We start from the raw sequence: 15,034 nt of genomic DNA on the forward strand, positions 1-15,034 counted from the left end.
CGCGTTGTACTGGCGCCCCGATGGTTATCGGGGGAGACCGCGTTGTGCTGGTGGAACATTGGCGGGCGTAGCCGCATTCAATCGGTATGCCCAAATTACGGTTTTTCTTTCCCTGGTTCGACCGCAAGGCCTTTCCCGTACTGGCGGGAATCGTTGCCGGATTGTACCTACTCGAGGAGGTGCTCGTCCTGCGGGAACAACACCAATCCAAAGCCAAACGCTCGGTGATAAATACGGCGGTCGCCGCCACCGGATTTGCCGTAGTGCGGGCGGCGCTGTTACCGGCAATGGTGTGGGCGGGAGAGCTGACCGACCGCCGCCGTTTCGGTCTGGTGCAGTGGCTGGGTCTTCCCCGGGAGATGAAGTATGCCGTGAGCTTTTTGCTGCTGGATTACACCAATTACCTCTGGCACGTACTCACCCACCGCGTTCCCCTGCTTTTCCGCATGCACCGGGTGCACCACAGCGATCTGGATATGGACGTGACCACCGGCTTCCGTTTCCACCTGGGCGAACAGGTGTTTTCCATTTTCTTCCGGGGCGGTATGATCGCCCTGATCGGTGCCCCCGCCAAACTGGTGCTCGGCTACGAAGCCGTTTTCGAGGGGTGTACCGCCTTTCACCACAGCAATCTGCGCTTACCAGTAACCGTAGAGGCTGCACTGGATAAGGTAATGATTACCCCCCGGGTACACGGCATTCACCATAGCATCGTGGAGGAGGAGTTCAACGCTAATTTCGGAGTAGTACTCCCGTTCTGGGACTGGCTGCACGGTACCCGCCGCACGGACATCCCGCAGGAGGAGATCACCATCGGGCTTCCCGCCTACCTCGATCCGGATGCCCTTACCGTCGGTCGCCTGCACTCCATGCCGCTCGAACCGATTCGCCCCTGGGTCCTACCGGATGGCACGGTGCCGCGACGATCACGGTCATCGGATTCCGCTTCGACGGAGCCTACCCAATGACCCAGCTCTCCGGCCATAGCCACAGCACCAGCGCGCCCGCCCCCAGCGTAGCCCCCGTTGCCACGATGATGTAAGTAGCGAGCCTGCGCGAGCCCAGGACGACGGCCATGCCGGCCTTGAATACCATGTTGGAGAGGGCGGCAAGGAGGATGAGCGACCAGCCCCGCTCAGCGGTAAGGCCACCACTGCGAATGGTGTTGCTCAGGCTGAGGGTGATGGCGTCCACGTCGGTAAGGCCGCTAATAATGGCAACAACGTAGAGCCCCTGCTGACCGAAATAGTCCTTCACCACCGCAACGGCGAAGATGATGAGCGCGTACAGGCCACCAAAGATCAGGGCAGCCTTGAGCTGGGCGGGATTGTCGGGATCGGGCAGCTCCTCTTCGTCCTTCTCGGTATTGAACAGGTAGAGGCCCAGGCAAATCAGGGCCATGAAAACCACCATGGCACCCATCGGCGGACCGATCACGCCCAGGTGCTGCGGAATAACCACCCCGACCTCGAGCAGTACCCGCACGAAGGAGACGGTGGATGCGATGAAAATGACGAGCGCCGCCAATCGGCCCGCGCCCTCCGCCCCGGCGGTCCGTTTGGCGTAGGTAACGGTTGTGGCCGTGCTCGAAATCAGGCCACCCAGAATTCCCCCGGCAATGGTGCCTACGCCCTTGCCCGCCCACTTATAGATGAAGTAGGCCGTCACGCTGAGTCCGACGATGAGCACGACCATCAGCCAGATCTCGCGGGGGTTGAGCACGGCATATGGCCCGTATTCCTCATTGGGCAGCAAGGGTAGAATGATGAAGGCGATCGCGGCCAGTTGCATGATGGCGCGCACGTCTTCCCGCGTCATGCTGCCGGAAACCCGGTGCAGGGTCCGTTTCAGGGAGAGGAGAATGGCTACCCCCGCCCCGGTGGTTACGGCAACGGAGGTAGGCCCGATGGGTAGAAACGCTCCGACCAGGAACATGAGGAGGATGGCGATCTCGGTGGTCTGTCCTACGCCGGCATCGTCGTCGGAAAGGCTTTTCCCCCGGACAAAATTGGCCGTTACGACCAACAGGCAGAGCGACAACAGGCCACCCACCAGGATCCACGGCGATTCCACCAACTGGTACAGCAGTCCGCAGAGCGTGCCGGTAAGGGTAATGAGTGGGAAGGTGCGGATGCCCGCGAGTTCGGAATTAGCGCGCTCCCGCTGGAGACCGACCAGCAGACCGAGCCCGAGGGAGGTGGCGAGGTGTAGGAAGGGGGTGTAGTCCATGTCGGAAAATGAAAGCCCGGCACCGGCCGCGGGGTTCACCAGGGTTCACTCTCTTCGGCCGATCTTCACGGGAGCTACTGCGCGTACGATTTTATGCTCCTAACATACCGCTAAAACGTAGCCTACGGCAGTAAAAATTTGTCCGGCGGTAATGCGGGTATTGCGCCCCCCTGTTGCACTTTGGTGGTCCCGGCAGGCTGCGTATATATTTGTGGCTATGGAACCTGCCGCATCTGAATCGTCGCGGGACGTCTCCCGGCCTACCGAAGGCGGGACAGCCGCGCCCGTTCCGCAGACACAGCGGCGGTTTGCGGTTGACCGTTCTGACGTGATCGCCCTCATCGCACTGGTGGTCAGTCTCGTCGGTACCATCGTTGCCGTCCGGGAAACGCAAATCCTTCAGGAACAGCAGGCCCTGATGGATGCCCAGAAATCGGCCAGCGTACTTCCCTACGTGAACTCGGATAAGCGCTTTGAGATAAGGGGGGACACCATCACCCGGGTTACCATGACGGTGATAAACACCGGCGTCGGACCGGCACTCCTGAGCAAACTGAGCATTACGCTCGATGGGGACCCCGTTTCCGCCGCCTCCCTCGAGGACCGCATCAACGAACGCTATCCCGGAATGGCCATGACCCAACTATTCAGCAATACCATCGACGGGGGCATCCTTCCGGTGGGTGAGGAAGTCGCCTTGTTTACCCTAAGATTCGACCTGAGGGAAATGGATTTTACCACCGTGACCCAGTTTATGGGCCGGGTTAAAGTAGAAATATGTTATTGCAGCGTGTACGGTGCCTGCTGGAATTACCGGGAGACGGGATGGAATGAACGTAGTACGGACTGTTCACTGCCTGTGCAGGTGGGGTGAGAGGGTGAGGGGGTGAGGGAGAGAAGGATTGAGGGGGTGAAGGATTGAGGGGGTGGCGAACTCATTGACCCGCCGTCCACTTTACTACCAAAGCTTACTTTTATGAACCGCCTCCAACACGAAACCAGCCCCTACCTGCTGCAACACGCCCACAACCCCGTAGACTGGTATCCCTGGGGCGGCGAAGCGCTGGAGCGGGCCAAACGGGAAGACAAGCCCATCCTGGTCAGCATCGGCTACTCCACCTGCCACTGGTGCCACGTGATGGAGCGCGAGAGCTTTGAGGTGGAAGCTACCGCGGAAGTGATGAACGAGCACTTCGTGTGCATCAAAGTGGACCGGGAAGAACGGCCCGACGTCGACCAGGTTTATATGGATGCCTGTCAGGCCATCAGCGGTGGGGGAGGGTGGCCCCTGAACGCCTTCCTGCTGCCCGATGCGCGCCCCTTCTATGCCGGTACCTACTACCCGCCGGAACGGAAGTACAACCGGCCCTCCTGGACCGAATTGCTGCTCCACATCGCCAAAACTTACCGGGAGGACCGCCCGAGCCTCGAAGAGCAGGCCGAAAACCTGGTCAATAACATCAGCAGCGGCGGCGACCGGTTGCTGGGACTGGAGCGCCAAACGCAAGGCATCGATACCCTGATGGAAAACCTGCGCAAGAACTACGACAGTGCCCGCGGGGGATTCGGTGGTGCACCGAAATTCCCGATGAGCCAGTCCCTGGAGCTCCTGCTGGCCCACGGCGTGCTCTCCGGCAACAACAACGATGTGTTCCAGGCCGGACACAGCATGCGCGCCATGCTTGCCGGCGGCATCTACGATCAGATTGGCGGCGGATTCAGTCGGTACACGGTAGATGCCAATTGGCGGGTGCCCCACTTCGAGAAAATGCTCTACGACAACGCACTTCTGCTGCGCCTCCTCGGCAAACTCCAACTCGTCACCCCCGACCCCCGCTACCTGCAGGCCATCGAGGAAACTACCGACTGGCTACAGGCGGAGATGTCCCTACCCGACGGTGGCTACCGCGCCGCCCTGGATGCCGACAGTGAGGGGGTGGAGGGAAAGTACTACGTCTGGCAGTACGATGAACTTCGTGACCTATTACCCCCCGAAGACGCTGACCTGGTGGCGGACTTTTACGGCATCACTCCCGAAGGCAACTGGGAAGAGGAGCGCACCAACATTCCCTACCGACCCGGGCCCCTACCGGTGGTGACCGACCTGCCCGTCGACGTAGCCGTAGCCAAGATCGCTAATGCCCGCCGTATCCTGGCCGACGTCCGGCGAATGCGGATTACCCCCGGTGCCGACGACAAACTGATCCTACAGTGGAACGCTCTGCTGGTATCCGGTTGGTCGTGGTGCTACCGGGCCACCGGTGACGAACGTTACCTAACCCTGGCTACCGAGCTGTACGCCGCGCTGACCGATCAACTAAATAGTGACGGGCGCTGGTACCGCAACCGCACCTCCGGGCAACTCGGTGCGCCCGCCTTTCTTGACGACTACGCCGCGCTGGCTTCGGCGGCCCTGGATCTCGGCGAGGTTACCTTTTCCCTCGATTACGGACTAAAGGACGCGCGTGAGTTGGTCGATCACGTGCTGGAAACCTTTTCCGACGCTGAAGACCGTATGTTTTACCTACGCCCACCGAACGAAAGCGAACTGCCTGTAACCACCAAGGACTTTTACGATAATGCTCTGCCCAGCGGCAATTCCCAGATGGCCCACAACCTGTACCGACTAGGACGGCTCACCGGAGAGGACCGCTACGAAACGCGGGCCAACCGCATGGTGGAAGCCATGGCCGGTGCGATAGAGCGCTATCCCACCAGTTTTGCCGGTTGGGGACTTACTGCTTTGCTTATGCAATCCGACGCGCGCGAACTGGTCGTCACCGGGGAGGGCGCGCGGCGCGCCGCGCGGGAATTCTTGTCGGACTACCGACCCGGCTTACTGATCGTTGCGTCCGAAGTGCCACGGGACGATGTTCCCCTGCTAGCGAATCGTTACATTACTGAACTTCGCTACTTTGTGTGCGAGAACCAGACCTGCCGAATCCCGGTTGGTAGCAGCGATGCCGCCCGCCAACTTTTGAACTGATCGTCCATGACCCAAAAACTACTACCGGTTTTTCTCCTGCTACTGCTAGGTGGGTCCGTGGCTGCGCAGCAATTTGCCCAGTACAGCTTATTCTGGTTGGACCCCGTTCAGTTCAATCCCGGTTACGCCGGTCTAGACAACAGCCTGAGCGTTACCGGCACGTACCGAACGCAGTGGACCGGCCTCGACGGGCAACCCAGCGGACAGCGGGTGAGTGCTCACCTGCCGGTCTATTTTCTCAGTAGTGGGTTCGGGGTCGAGGCCGAACGCGACGAAATCGGAGCACGTCAGCTCAATCGCTTCGGCGTGACCTGGAACTACCAACTGGTGCGTCCCTCGGCCGTATGGTCGGTGGGGCTGTCGGGGCGCTACCTCCAAATGAGCCTCGATGGGGCGCGGCTGCGGACCTCCGACGGGACGTACGAACTGCCGGGGAGCATCATTCACAACGACGATCTGCTCCCTACGGGCAACGAGGGGGCGGGCACCTTTACCGTGGATGCCGGGCTGTATTACCAGGCCGATCGCCTGGAGGGCGGCATCTCCGTACGCAACCTCAATGAGGGGGTACTGGCCTTTCCCGGGCTGGACTACCGCTTCGGGCGACAGTACCACGGTTATCTTCGGGCCCGCTTCGATCTTTTGCGGGCCTGGGAGGTTCTTCCAATGGTCTTTGCCGTAAGCGATGGTACCCAGCATCAGTTGAGTTTTGGTGCCATTGCCCGGTACAATGAGAATATTTTTGCCGGTGCTGCCTATCGTGGCTACAATAATCAGACCTCGGACGCGATTGTAATAATGGCCGGCATGAACCTTTCCGAAAAGATCACGCTGGCCTACGCTTACGATCTTACGCTTTCCGACCTGCGTAGCGTGCAGGACGGCAGTCATGAGATCACGCTCAAGTACAACTTGCGGAAACGCATCGGTGCGGGGGTGCCGCCGCCCATTATCTTTAACCCACGAACCAAACAATGATCGCCTTTGTCGCCTTGCCGCGATTTCGTCGGTCTATCTGTTAAACTTTGTTCCGTGGTACCTGCTACGATACTAACCATGTTTTTACCTTCGTTTCCCCCACAACTATCCGCTCCATTGAAAATTCAAAGGACAATTCCGGTCTCGCGTATGAAAACCGTTCTACAAACAATCTTCGCCGTCTCCGTAATGGCTATTGCGCTGTCCAGCTGTGGCGGTGGTAGGGAAACCGGCGAGCTCGTCGGCGATCTCAATCGTCCCACCTGGAAGGGGGTGCAGCCCTACGGAATGGTCTACGTTCCCGCGGGCACCGTCCACATCGGTAACAACGATCAGGACATCACCGGCACCTTCATCCAACGTCCCAAGTCCGTTACGATCAACGGATTCTACATGGACGATACGGAGATCTCCAACAACGAATACCGCCAGTTCATGAACTGGGTCCGGGACTCGATCGCCCACGTCATCCTCGGTGACGTCGACGAGAACGGCAACATCGACTGGGAACTGCCCATCGATTACACCGACGAATCCCTCGCCGAGCTCTACCTCGAAGAGTACTATGCTGGCAAGAAGCAGGTGAATACGAATCTGTACGAGTACACTTACAGTGAGGTGGACTGGACCGAAGCCGCTATGGCCCGCCCCCGCGGTGACGATGGACAGGGCATCACGGATTACATCACGGAGAAGACGGTGAACGTCTATCCCGACACCTTAGTCTGGGTACGCGATTTCGCCTACGCCTACAATGAGCCGATGGCCCGCGTTTACTTCAGCCACCCGGCTTACGACAACTACCCCGTGGTCGGTATCGACTGGCACATGGCCCGCGCCTTTAGCTTCTGGCGTACGACTCTCTGGAATACCTACAACGAAAATGCCCTGATCGAAAACTTCCGCCTCCCCACGGAGTACGAATTCGAATACGCCGCCCGCGGTGGTAAGGAAAACGCTCCCTTCCCCTGGGGTGGCCCCTACGCCCGCAACAGCAAGGGCTGTCTGCTGGCTAACTTCAAGCCCGGACGGGGCAACTACGCCGACGACGGCGGCTCCTACACCGTACCGGTCGATGCCTACTACCCCAACGACTACGGCCTCTACAATATGGCCGGCAACGTTGCCGAATGGACCATCACCGCCTTCCAGGAGAACGCCACCAGCTTCGTCCACGACTTCAACCCCGATATCCGCTACAACGCCAAGGACGATGACCCCATCTCCTACAAGCGTAAGGTGATTCGCGGCGGCAGCTGGAAGGACATCAGCTTCTACCTCCAGAACGGCACCCGTACCTACGAATACCAGGACACGACCAAGTCCTACATCGGCTTCCGCAACGTCATGTCGTTCACCGGCCGCTCCATCAACGACTTCTAGTCGAGCAGAACCAACCTACCTTAACGGCCGCACTCCACCCGGGGGCGGCCGTTTTGTATTTGCCATGAATCCTACCCAACTCGCTACCCACATCAAACGGACGGCCCACGACCTGGGCTTCTCCTTCGTGGGCATTGCCGCGGCGGAGCGAATGGAACCCGAGGAGCGGCGCCTGGAAGAGTGGCTCAACGCCGGACACCACGGCAGCATGCGGTGGATGGAAAACCACTTCGATAAGCGGGTGGATCCCACGAAACTGGTCCCCGGAGCCAAATCCGTCGTCTCCCTCCTCTACAACTACTTCCCCGCCGACGACTCCCCCAGCCGGGAAACGCCCAAAATTGCCCGCTATGCCTACGGAGAAGACTACCATACCGTAGTGAAGGCCAAACTGCGGGAGTGGGTTGGTCGCCTGGAAGAAACAATCGGCAGCCCCATCGACGGCCGCGTTTTCGTCGACAGCGCCCCGGTACTGGAACGCGACTGGGCGGCCCGCGCGGGAGCCGGCTGGACGGGCAAGAACACCCTGCTCATCAACCCCAAAGCGGGTAGTTACTTTTTTCTCGCCGAACTGATCTCCGACCTGGAGCCCGCTCCGGACAGCCGCATCCGCGATCACTGCGGCACCTGCACCCGGTGCATCGATGCCTGCCCGACGGAGGCCATCAGTCCGGAGGGGTACCTCGTCGATGGCAGCAAGTGCATCAGTTACCTCACAATTGAACTCCGGGAGGCCATACCGGAAGAATTTGCCGGTCGGATGGAGGGCTGGGCCTTCGGTTGCGACATCTGTCAGGAAGTTTGTCCCTGGAACCGCTTCAGCCAGCCCCATAGCGAACCCGCCTTCGCTCCTAACCCCGAGCTGCCGAACATGGGGAAGCGGGAGTGGCGGGAAATGACGGAGGAGGTATTCCGCAGGGTCTTCAGGAAGTCGGCGGTAAAGCGCACGAAATTTAGCGGCCTACGCCGCAACCTCGACTTTCTAGAAGGATGAGGGTTCTTCCTCCGCCTGGTGTACCGGCTCCGGCTTTTGGGGACGCAGCGCGAAGGGAAGCATAATGAACATGCCGGCCATGATGGCCATATCGGCTACGTTGAAAATGCCGGTCTGCAGCCCGAAGGCCTTCAGGTGCAACATATCCACCACGTGGCCGTAAAGTAGCCGGTCGACGATATTGCTCAATCCACCGCCCACGATGAGGGCCAGGGCCACAACCTGCCAGCGGTTGAGCAGCTTCTCGCGAAAGATGTAGTACAGCAGGGCAACCAGTAGGATCGCCGGAAATAGATTAAGGAGGATCGGCCGCCAGAAATCGTTGAGCCCCGAGCCGATGCTCAGGAAGGCTCCCGTATTGTGCACGTGCGTCAGGCGCAACACATTGCCGAAGAAGAACTGATCCGGCTCCCCCTGCAGGTGAACGGTGGCGAGATACTTCGTCCACTGATCCAATCCCACCGATATAATAATGACGGTAAGAACGACCAGCAGCCGTGATTTGAAAGTTTTCATCCGCACAAAGGTAAAGAGGATTCTGCCAAGGATGCCGCCGCTACTTCACCCCCAGCACCTCCGCTAGTTTGCGCTCCAGATCACGACCCCGCAGGTTGCGCGCCAGAATATTGCCGTCGCGGTCGAGCAGGACGGTCTGGGGAATGCTGGTCACTCCGTAGAGCTGACCGTATTCACTCTTCCACCCCCGCAGATCGGAGACGTGCAACCACGTAAGTTTGTCGGCGGCAATGGCATTTTCCCACCGGTCCTTGCGGTCGTCGAGGCTCACCCCGAGAATCTCGAAGCCTTCGTCTTTGTACTTGTTGTACATCCTGACCACGTTGGGATTCTCCCGGCGGCACGGACCGCACCAGCTGGCCCAGAAATCGAGCAGCACGACTTTGCCGCGCAGGCTTTCCAAACTGATCTCCCCTCCGTCGGGGGTACTTGCCGTGAACAGGGGGGCCGGTGCTCCGATAGCGGAACTGCGCAATGGAGCCGTCTGTTGCCGTAGGGCAGCGATGGGGTCCGGATATGCATCCGCGTATTCCTCGATCAGCTGATCGGCTACTTCCAGTCCGGCCGGGTGTTTCTTGGTGAGCAGGGAAGCAAGGGCACCACTACGGGCCATAAAACGGGCACGGCTACCCGCGGGCCAGCGTCCGGTTTGCTCAAGCACCGCCTCCGTAAGCCGGTCGGCCGGTAGGGCCCTCAGTAAATTATCGGTGAAGTTGCGACCACCTTCGTAGGTCCAGGCCAGATCGTCGTAGCCCGAATCCCCGAAGTCAACGAACTGAAAGAAGGTGCCGATGTAGTGATCTAACTGGTTGGCGTACTGACCCTCTTCCGCGGAGTAGTGACTCAGATAGGTATTGAGGCTGGCGATACGCCCGAGAATGGGGTAGGCCTCCTTTAGCTGCTGCACCAATTGCCGTTTTTCCTCATCCAGTTCCCGCATGGCTTCCCTGCCATCCCGGTTCACCCGCTCGTCGCGCACCACTTCGATGTCCTGGACCAGGGTCGAATAGCGCTCGTTTTGCTCGTCGAACGTCGCCTTGAGCTGGGTATAGGCCGCGTTGATCGGGCTGCTGGCTACGGTGGCCTGCCGCATCTGTCCGCAACTTCCCTCCACTTCGATCGTGTCGCCTCCCGTCAGAATAAGGGGCAGGGCATCAGCGGGTGTGGGGCCCAGGTACCGAAATACCGGCTCGTCGACGGACACGCTAGCCGACTGGTCGCCGCGCTCGTTCTGTTCCAGTACGGCCACCGGCTCGAATCCGAAGCCGGTAAAGGCATACACCTGCAGGGGGATAGCACAGCCCTCCACCGCAGCCAGGATGGTAACCTCGCCCTGCGCGCCGAGCGACAGCGCAGTGAATACCGTAAGAATCGTCGCAACACATTTCATTCGGCGAATTTACGGCACGGGAGTGCTTCACCCTAGTCGTCGGAGGGCTACCGACCGGCGTTTGCCGATGAAACGACGGATTCCGACGAAAATACCCGCCCCCGGGGACCTTCCCGCCAACCCCGTCGGTGCATGGGCTGTTACCAACATATGGCATCTTTCCGCTCCCCCCTTGAACGCTCCCCCCTGGCCACGATCGGCGGCATCATCATCTCGCTGGTGGTGCTCTACGTGATGTTTTCCATTGTCGGCTGGGTCATCGCGCTGCTCTATCGTTTCTCCTGGCTCGTCCTCATTGCCGCTCTGGTGATCGACTACAAGGTCGTACTGGGTTACTTCAAAGCACTGCAGGGGCTGTTCAAGCGCAACGCGATTTACGGACTGGTCGCTTCCGCGCTCACGATCATTTTCTACCCCTTCGTCTTCCTCTACTTTCTGGGCATGGCCCTGTTCAAGAAAAAGGTTAAGGAGGCCCGCCGCGAAGCCGACGTTCGCCGCAACGGTCAGTGGGTGGATTACGAGGAACTGCCCGACAGCCCGGTAGACATCGATACCCACTACGAAGAGCTGCCGCCGCCACCGGAGCCCCGCCGCCGCGACGAGCCGGGGTACGACGAGTACTTCAAGTAAGTTTTGCGTTGGCTGGCGGCCGGTCCGCTCGTACTCTCCACCCTGTATTTACTTTGGCAGTGCTACAATTACCAACACTGGTTAGGTACGCTCGCCCGTAAACTCATACCGACGGCCAAGCTCCCGACCGTAGCCGTCGTCGTTCCCTTCCGCAACGAAGCCGCCCATCTCCCGCAATTGGTGGCCGACTTGCTCGCCCAGGATTACCCAGCGGACCGCTACGAGCTCATTCTGGTAGACGACTTTTCCACGGATGGCGGGGCCGCAGGTGCAGTGAAATTTGGTGAAAGAGCACGGCTGATTCGGTTAGCCGATTTTCCCCCTCCACCCGGTACCGTAGCCTTTAAGAAGGCCGCCCTCACTCTTGGTATTTCCCGCACGACGGCCGAAGTGATCGTCACGACCGATGCCGATTGCCGGTGGCCTCCGCGGGCGTTGCGGCGCGTAGCGGAAGCGTTCTCCGGCGGGGCCGATGTCGTCCTTGGGCCCGTACTCATTACCCCTTCCACCGGATTGTGTGCCAACTTTCAGGCCCTGGACCTGGCCGGATTTCAGTTGTTCACCGCCGCTACGGCCACTGCGGGTACGCCCGCTCTCGCAAACGGTGCCCACTTTGCTTTTCGGCGCGACAGTTTTTACGGTGTAGGAGGCTACGCCGGGGTCGATCACCTTCCTTCGGGCGACGACGTACTGCTGCTCCATAAATTCGCGGCCGAAGAAAACTTGCGCATCGTCTATTCAGCGGAAGTGGACGGACTGGTCACTACCGCTCCGGTGGCGGACTGGCGCGCGGTATGGCGTCAACGCATCCGCTGGGCGGGCAAGGCGGGCAACTACCAAAGCCCGGCGCTGAGTGTTGCCCAGGTGCTGGCCTTTCTTACCTCGGCAGGTATTCTCGGGGCACTGGTTCTCGGTATTATCTATCCGGTATTTCTGGTATCCGGACTGTTGGCCTGGGGAATAAAGGGGGTGATCGATTATATCTTACTCAGATCCGTATGTAGGCATTTCGGCCACGGTAATGCGCTGCGCTGGTACCTCCCCGTTCAGTTGATTTACCCGCTTTATCTGGTGGGGGTGGGCACCGCCGTTCTGCTGGGTGCGAAGGCGGGCTGGAAGGGTCGGAGGGCCACTTAATCGCTAAGGATCTCGATCAACTGTTCGGCACTCAGGTACTGAAAATAGCGGGCGGTGGCCGAGAATTGCTCATCCAGTAGGACCATGGCCGGGAGGGAAAACGGTTTGCCCCGGCGACCCGCCATAAGTAGCGGGATCTGGTGAATCGGATTGACCCGCCCCAGCCGCTCATTTACGAATACTTGTCCTCCGAATACAATGGTATCGGGGGATTCTACGTCCATGCGAACGGCATAATAGCGATCGTTAAGCAGTCGAACCACCTCGGGATGCCGAAACGCCCGGCGATCCATCCGTACGCAGGCAGTGCACCAATCGGCGTAGAAGTCAACGAAGACCGGCCGTGGCGAAACCTTCAGGCTATCCGCCAACTGCGAAAAGCTCAGCCAACGCACACCGGACTGCGCCGATCCGGGAAGTAGTATCAGGCAGGTCAGTAGCCCGGTGAATATCACTTTTAGTAGGTGCATACTACAGCGCTTTGATCTGAACGCCTACGTAGAGGGTTCGCGGAAGACCGGGGCCATAAATGAAATTACTGTCCCGGTTCTTCCCTGAATCGAAATTGCTCTGGTAGGCATTCAGCAAATTCTTTACGCCTCCGAATACTTCTAGTCCCGTGCGCCCGCGGTCCGTGCGGAAAGTGTGGGCTAGTCGTAGCCCGATGTCGGTAAAGGCCGGCGAGTCGAAGTACTCGTCGTGCGCCTGCCCGGTACCCTCCCCCCCGAAGTGGGCCAGTCGCATCGAGCCGGTCTGGACGAGGTTTGCCGAGGCACTCCAATCCTGGGTTGGGGTATAGGTGAGGGTTGCATAGCCATAATTGTTCGGCGTCCGGAGAAAATCGCGGGTAGCCGGTAAACCTGCGATGTTCTCAACGGGCTCGTCGAAGCGACTCGACTGCACCGTGAAGCCCGCATCCACCTGAAAAACGTAATCGAAGTTTGCCCGGGCTTCCAGGCTGAACCCCTGCACCGTAGCACCGGCCCCGTTCCGCTTTTCGAAGCGTTCCCCGAAAGCATCGGCCCCGAGCGGAAACTGGTAAAAGGCATCCCGCAGGTAAGTATGAAAGCCCTCCAGCGTAAAACCGACGATGAAGTGCTCGCTGGCCCGATCGAAGTTTACCGAGCCGGTGAAGCTGTTGGACCGCTCTTCCCTCAGGTCGTCGGAGAGGGAAATGCGGGATACTCCCCCGGCGGCGAAGGCAATGTGCAGGTCGGTGTCAAAGGCCTGCGGTGCCCGAAATCCCGTCCCCCATCCGAGCCGAAACTGGGTGGTCTCGCGGAGCTTATAGAGCAGGGATAAGCGTGGGCTGACCACCGGGTAATCGACCAGTCGGTGCTTATCGACCCTGAACCCCGCCAGCAGCGCAAGCTGGGGGCTGATGTCCCAGTCGTGCTGTACGAACACCCCGAGGTTGGTAGTCGTCTGATCGATCAGGTAGTCGTAGGCTCCAATCTCGTCGAAGACGTCGTCGTAGACGTATTCGGCACCGACGGTGAGGGTAGCCTTCCCCCCCAGGAAATCGGGAAAGCCGTTGTTGAACTGTACGCCGCCCTGGTGGGTGGTGACCTCGGAGGTACCGTAGGGTGGATCGGCGTGGAAGGCTTCCAATTCGACGGATGCGTCGGGTTGGATTCCGGTGTAGTGATCGCGGTCCGTCCGTTGACCGCCGTAGTAGAGGATGAGGGAATTTAGGTCGTCGTTGAAGTTGATTTGGTAGTCGAGGCTTCCCAGCAGCACCCGGTGGGTACGTTCTTCCGACTGTTGGGTGAGGTGAGCGGGTCGGTCGACCATTTCGCCGCCGTAGCGGTACTCGTACAGGTGGCTCAGGCTTACTTCCAGTTTCTGGTTGTCGGTGGGGAGGAAGAAAAGACTGCTCCCCACGGAAGTATTCTTTAGGGTGGGTAGTTCGGAAAAGTTATCCCCATTGGCATCGTAGAGACCGCGGTTTCGCTTGTTGAAGAAGAGCGTTGCTCCTGCGTTCCCGCCCGAATTGACCAGCGTAGCGTTGCCAGCGAGAATTTTGTCCGCCGTACGGCCACCGACCGATTGGTACGTCCCGGTGAGGCGGTAGTCATTTTTTACCGGTATCCGGGTGATGACGTTGACTGTGCCCCCGACCGCGCTCGAACCATAGAGGGCCGACACTCCTCCCCGCACGACCTCGATGCGTTCGATCATGTTGACGGGTATTTGTTCCATGCCGTACAGGCCGGTGAGTGGGCTGAAAATGGGGCGTCCGTTGATCAGGATTTGGGAATATCCGCCTTGGAGGCCGTTCATGCGGAGTTGGGTGTAGTTGCAGGTCTGGCAGTCCGTCTCAACGCGCAGGCCGGGTTGAAAGCTGAGTCCGTCGGATAGGGTGTTTGCCGCCGCCCGCTCTAGCTGCTTGCTGTTGACGAGACTTACGATAACGGGTGCGTCGGTCCTGCGCTTTTCGGTGCGGGTAGCGGTGACCACGACCTCGTCCAGCGCTGACATATGTTGCACCAGTTCTATTGAAAGTACCGTGTCCTGCCCCGCCCGGATTTCTACCGGCCGACGGTAGACGGAGTATCCCACCATTCGCACTTCGAGGGTATGGAGACCGGCGGGTAGGCCAGCGATAGTGAATTTTCCATTGAGGTCTGCCGTAGTTCCCAGGTCAAGTTCCGGAAAGTAGGCGGTAGCGAAGGGAAGGGTTTCCTCCTCCGACCGGATGGTCCCGGAGACGGTGCCGGATTGGGCGCGAAGCGATTGCAGGCAGAGTAGGGCTACCACCAGTAGAGAAATTTTCATGCCGGAAGTATTG

Annotated in this window: 13 protein-coding genes; 8 read left to right on the top strand and 5 right to left on the bottom strand. The window is 59.5% G+C overall.

Annotated elements, in window-relative coordinates; genetic code table 11:
* The first annotated feature begins 86 nt into the window (after positions 1-86).
* Positions 87-968, top strand: a complete 882-nt coding sequence (locus GGR28_RS12155) for a sterol desaturase family protein (protein WP_183496074.1) — start codon at positions 87-89, stop codon at positions 966-968.
* Here GGR28_RS12155 and GGR28_RS12160 read toward each other — a convergent pair.
* The gene (locus GGR28_RS12160; RefSeq protein WP_183496075.1) at positions 958-2,229 is read right to left on the bottom strand and encodes an MgtC/SapB family protein; all 1,272 of its coding nucleotides are present in this window, start codon (positions 2,227-2,229) and stop codon (positions 958-960) included. The two genes, GGR28_RS12155 and GGR28_RS12160, sit on opposite strands and share 11 nt — an antisense overlap.
* A 217-nt stretch (positions 2,230-2,446) precedes the next feature.
* On the opposite strand from GGR28_RS12160, the gene GGR28_RS12165 reads away from it, so the two are divergent.
* The 5 genes from GGR28_RS12165 to queG all read left to right on the top strand — a co-directional run bounded on the left by GGR28_RS12165 (position 2,447) and on the right by queG (position 8,570).
* A complete protein-coding gene (locus GGR28_RS12165) occupies positions 2,447-3,103 on the top strand; it encodes a hypothetical protein (protein WP_183496076.1) in 657 nt (218 codons plus the stop codon).
* Positions 3,104-3,205: 102 nt separating this feature from the next.
* A complete protein-coding gene (locus GGR28_RS12170) occupies positions 3,206-5,215 on the top strand; it encodes a thioredoxin domain-containing protein (RefSeq protein ID WP_183496077.1) in 2,010 nt (669 codons plus the stop codon).
* Between the two features lie 6 nt (positions 5,216-5,221).
* Positions 5,222-6,193 (top strand): PorP/SprF family type IX secretion system membrane protein, encoded by a 972-nt coding sequence (locus tag GGR28_RS12175; RefSeq protein ID WP_183496078.1) that lies wholly within the window; start codon positions 5,222-5,224, stop codon positions 6,191-6,193.
* Between the two features lie 150 nt (positions 6,194-6,343).
* A complete protein-coding gene (porK, locus tag GGR28_RS12180; RefSeq protein ID WP_183496079.1) occupies positions 6,344-7,576 on the top strand; it encodes a T9SS ring complex lipoprotein PorK/GldK in 1,233 nt (410 codons plus the stop codon).
* 64 nt (positions 7,577-7,640) lie between these two features.
* Positions 7,641-8,570, top strand: a complete 930-nt coding sequence (gene queG, locus GGR28_RS12185; protein WP_183496080.1) for a tRNA epoxyqueuosine(34) reductase QueG — start codon at positions 7,641-7,643, stop codon at positions 8,568-8,570.
* On the opposite strand, the gene lspA is transcribed toward queG, so the two are convergent.
* Together lspA and GGR28_RS12195 are read right to left on the bottom strand one after the other, a co-directional pair.
* Positions 8,559-9,086, bottom strand: a complete 528-nt coding sequence (gene lspA / locus GGR28_RS12190; RefSeq protein ID WP_183496081.1) for a signal peptidase II — start codon at positions 9,084-9,086, stop codon at positions 8,559-8,561. The two genes, queG and lspA, sit on opposite strands and share 12 nt — an antisense overlap.
* 40 nt (positions 9,087-9,126) lie before the next feature.
* The gene (locus GGR28_RS12195; protein ID WP_246416689.1) at positions 9,127-10,476 is read right to left on the bottom strand and encodes a TlpA family protein disulfide reductase; all 1,350 of its coding nucleotides are present in this window, start codon (positions 10,474-10,476) and stop codon (positions 9,127-9,129) included.
* 150 nt (positions 10,477-10,626) lie between these two features.
* On the opposite strand from GGR28_RS12195, the gene GGR28_RS12200 reads away from it, so the two are divergent.
* Both GGR28_RS12200 and GGR28_RS12205 read left to right on the top strand, forming a co-directional pair.
* On the top strand, positions 10,627-11,106 hold the full coding sequence (locus tag GGR28_RS12200; protein ID WP_183496082.1) for a hypothetical protein: 480 nt from the start codon (positions 10,627-10,629) through the stop codon (positions 11,104-11,106).
* Positions 11,107-11,109: 3 nt separating this feature from the next.
* Positions 11,110-12,243 (top strand): glycosyltransferase, encoded by a 1,134-nt coding sequence (locus tag GGR28_RS12205; protein ID WP_183496083.1) that lies wholly within the window; start codon positions 11,110-11,112, stop codon positions 12,241-12,243.
* On the opposite strand, the gene GGR28_RS12210 is transcribed toward GGR28_RS12205, so the two are convergent.
* Positions 12,240-12,713, bottom strand: a complete 474-nt coding sequence (locus tag GGR28_RS12210) for a thioredoxin family protein (RefSeq protein ID WP_183496084.1) — start codon at positions 12,711-12,713, stop codon at positions 12,240-12,242. The two genes, GGR28_RS12205 and GGR28_RS12210, sit on opposite strands and share 4 nt — an antisense overlap.
* A 1-nt stretch (position 12,714) precedes the next feature.
* On the bottom strand, positions 12,715-15,021 hold the full coding sequence (locus tag GGR28_RS12215; RefSeq protein WP_183496085.1) for a TonB-dependent receptor: 2,307 nt from the start codon (positions 15,019-15,021) through the stop codon (positions 12,715-12,717).
* Between the last annotated feature and the right edge of the window lie 13 nt (positions 15,022-15,034).

This window comes from Neolewinella aquimaris (genome assembly GCF_014197245.1).
Taxonomy (GTDB): Bacteria; Bacteroidota; Bacteroidia; order Chitinophagales; family Saprospiraceae; genus Neolewinella; species Neolewinella aquimaris.

Bases quoted from the DNA above. Each gene is read 5' to 3' on its own strand.
- GGR28_RS12155 (WP_183496074.1), top strand. From the start codon at position 87: ATGCCCAAATTACGGTTTTTCTTTCCCTGGTTCGACCGCAAGGCCTTT.
- GGR28_RS12160 (WP_183496075.1), bottom strand. From the start codon at position 2,229: ATGGACTACACCCCCTTCCTACACCTCGCCACCTCCCTCGGGCTCGGT.
- GGR28_RS12165 (WP_183496076.1), top strand. From the start codon at position 2,447: ATGGAACCTGCCGCATCTGAATCGTCGCGGGACGTCTCCCGGCCTACC.
- GGR28_RS12170 (WP_183496077.1), top strand. From the start codon at position 3,206: ATGAACCGCCTCCAACACGAAACCAGCCCCTACCTGCTGCAACACGCC.
- GGR28_RS12175 (WP_183496078.1), top strand. From the start codon at position 5,222: ATGACCCAAAAACTACTACCGGTTTTTCTCCTGCTACTGCTAGGTGGG.
- porK (WP_183496079.1), top strand. From the start codon at position 6,344: ATGAAAACCGTTCTACAAACAATCTTCGCCGTCTCCGTAATGGCTATT.
- queG (WP_183496080.1), top strand. From the start codon at position 7,641: ATGAATCCTACCCAACTCGCTACCCACATCAAACGGACGGCCCACGAC.
- lspA (WP_183496081.1), bottom strand. From the start codon at position 9,086: ATGAAAACTTTCAAATCACGGCTGCTGGTCGTTCTTACCGTCATTATT.
- GGR28_RS12195 (WP_246416689.1), bottom strand. From the start codon at position 10,476: ATGAAATGTGTTGCGACGATTCTTACGGTATTCACTGCGCTGTCGCTC.
- GGR28_RS12200 (WP_183496082.1), top strand. From the start codon at position 10,627: ATGGCATCTTTCCGCTCCCCCCTTGAACGCTCCCCCCTGGCCACGATC.
- GGR28_RS12210 (WP_183496084.1), bottom strand. From the start codon at position 12,713: ATGCACCTACTAAAAGTGATATTCACCGGGCTACTGACCTGCCTGATA.
- GGR28_RS12215 (WP_183496085.1), bottom strand. From the start codon at position 15,021: ATGAAAATTTCTCTACTGGTGGTAGCCCTACTCTGCCTGCAATCGCTT.